We start from the raw sequence: 1,821 nt of genomic DNA on the forward strand, positions 1-1,821 counted from the left end.
CCCACCGCTCCGGTCGGGGGAGGCCGGGGCGCGGAGCGACTACCGCGAACGCCCCGCCCCCGCCGTCGGCGGCACGCTGTGGGTCCGGCCGCCCCGCCCGGTGCCCGGCACCGCCCGGATCCTGCCCGACGGCTGCATGGACCTGTTGTGGAGCGAGGGGCGTCTGTCGGTCGCCGGGCCCGACACCCGGGCCCACCTCGCGCACGACCCACCCGGCCGCGACTGGCTCGGCCTGCGGTTCCCGCCCGGCACCGCCCCGCTCGTGCTGGGGGTGCCGGCCGTCGAACTCCGCGACGCCCGGGTGCCCCTGACGGGGCTGTGGCCCGCCGCCGAGGTGCGGGAGCTGGAGGATCGGCTGAGCCGTGCCGCGGCGCCCGGCGCGGTGTTGGAGGAGCACGCGGCGGTCCGGCTGCGTGCCGCTCCCCCGCCCGACCCCCGTCTGCGGGAGGTGGTACGGGCCGCCGCCCGGCCGGGGATGCGGGTGGCCGACCTCGCCGAACGGCTCGGTGTCGGTGAGCGCCGGCTGCACCGCCGGTGCCTGGAGGCCTTCGGCTACGGCCCCCGGACCCTGCACCGGGTGCTGCGGATGCGCCGCGCCCTGGTGCTGATCGACGCCGGCCGCGCCCCGGCCGAGGCCGCCCACCTGGTCGGCTGTGCCGACCAGGCGCACCTGTCGCGGGAGATCAGGACACTGGCGGGGGTTCCGTTGCGGGAGCTTCGTCGGTCGGCTCCGTGAGCGGCGCGAACAGGTCCACGGGGATGCCGTCCGGGTCCCGCACCACCGCGTACCGCTGGCCCCAGGGCGCGTCCCACGGGGGGCGTTCGGCGGCCGTGGGACGCGCCGAGGTCAGCTCCGCGTACAGCGCGTCCACCCCGGCCGGCGTCCCGCAGTGGAAGGCCAGGACCATGCGGGGACTGCCGGTCGGCGGCGTCCACTCCGGGGCGAGGGAACGCATCATCTCCTCGGTGTCCCAGGCGACGCGCACGCCGCCCGGCAATGTGGCCTCCACGTGCGGGCCCTCGGCGTCCGGGGGGACGTCGATGCCCAGTCGGCGGTAGAAGGCCAGCGAGGCGGGCAGGTCGGCGGTCACGAACCCCACCATGTCGACGCGCGGGGTCACGGTGGGCACGGACCGGTTCGGGGAGGGGTCGGGCGAGTGGTGGGCCGGGCTCTGGGCCGGGTTCTCGGAGGTGCCCCCGGAAGGGGTGTCGTACGAGGTGTTCATGGCGCGACGGTAAGGCGGCCGGTGCCCCCGGGTCTTGAAGGTTTCGGACATGCCCCCGTGTCCCGATCCCGTCCCGGCGCCCACCTCACAGGGGGAGCTTGAAGCCCACGTGGGAGGGGACGAAGCCCATCCGCTCGTAGAAGCGGTGCGCGTCCTCCCGGCCGGCGTCCGAGGTCAGCTGCACCATCGCGCATCCCCGCCGTCGGGCCTCCGCGATCGCCCATTCCATCAACCGGGTGCCGAGACCCGTCCCGCGCTCCGAGGCGTGCACCCGCACCGCCTCGATCAGGGCCCGGTCGGAGCCGCACCGGGACAGGCCCGGGATCACGGTCAGTTGGAGCGTGCCGACGACGGTCCCGTCCGCCGTCCTTTCCGCGACCAGGAGGAACTGGGCCGGGTCGGCGGCGATCCGCTCGAAGGCCCGCCGGTAGGGGGCGGGGTCCCCGGGGTTCTCGCGGCGGGCGCCCAACGGGTCGTCGGCGAGCATGGCGACGATCGCCGGCAGGTCCCGCGCCTCCGCGCGGCGCAGCCGGACGCTCTCCCCGCCGGTGCCGGGCGGGGGCGCGGAGGAGGCCCCCGGGGAGGACGGTGACGG

Annotated in this window: 3 protein-coding genes; 1 reads left to right on the forward strand and 2 read right to left on the reverse strand. The window is 76.9% G+C overall.

Annotated features, from left to right (window positions below; translation table 11 throughout):
- Positions 1 to 736 (forward strand): helix-turn-helix transcriptional regulator (locus tag FOE67_RS24590; RefSeq protein ID WP_438874302.1); only part of this gene is annotated, 736 nt, incomplete at its 5' end.
- Here FOE67_RS24590 and FOE67_RS24595 read toward each other — a convergent pair.
- On the reverse strand, positions 684 to 1,121 hold the full coding sequence (locus FOE67_RS24595) for a VOC family protein (RefSeq protein ID WP_323385432.1): 438 nt from the start codon (positions 1,119 to 1,121) through the stop codon (positions 684 to 686). The genes FOE67_RS24590 and FOE67_RS24595 overlap by 53 nt on opposite strands.
- A gap of 190 nt (positions 1,122 to 1,311) precedes the next feature.
- Positions 1,312 to 1,713: a GNAT family N-acetyltransferase gene (locus FOE67_RS24600; protein ID WP_182667021.1), complete on the reverse strand. Its 402-nt coding sequence runs from the start codon at positions 1,711 to 1,713 to the stop codon at positions 1,312 to 1,314.
- Positions 1,714 to 1,821 lie beyond the last annotated feature (108 nt).

The organism is Streptomyces calidiresistens, from assembly GCF_014141525.1.
In the GTDB taxonomy this organism is placed as follows: Bacteria; Actinomycetota; Actinomycetes; order Streptomycetales; family Streptomycetaceae; genus Streptomyces; species Streptomyces calidiresistens.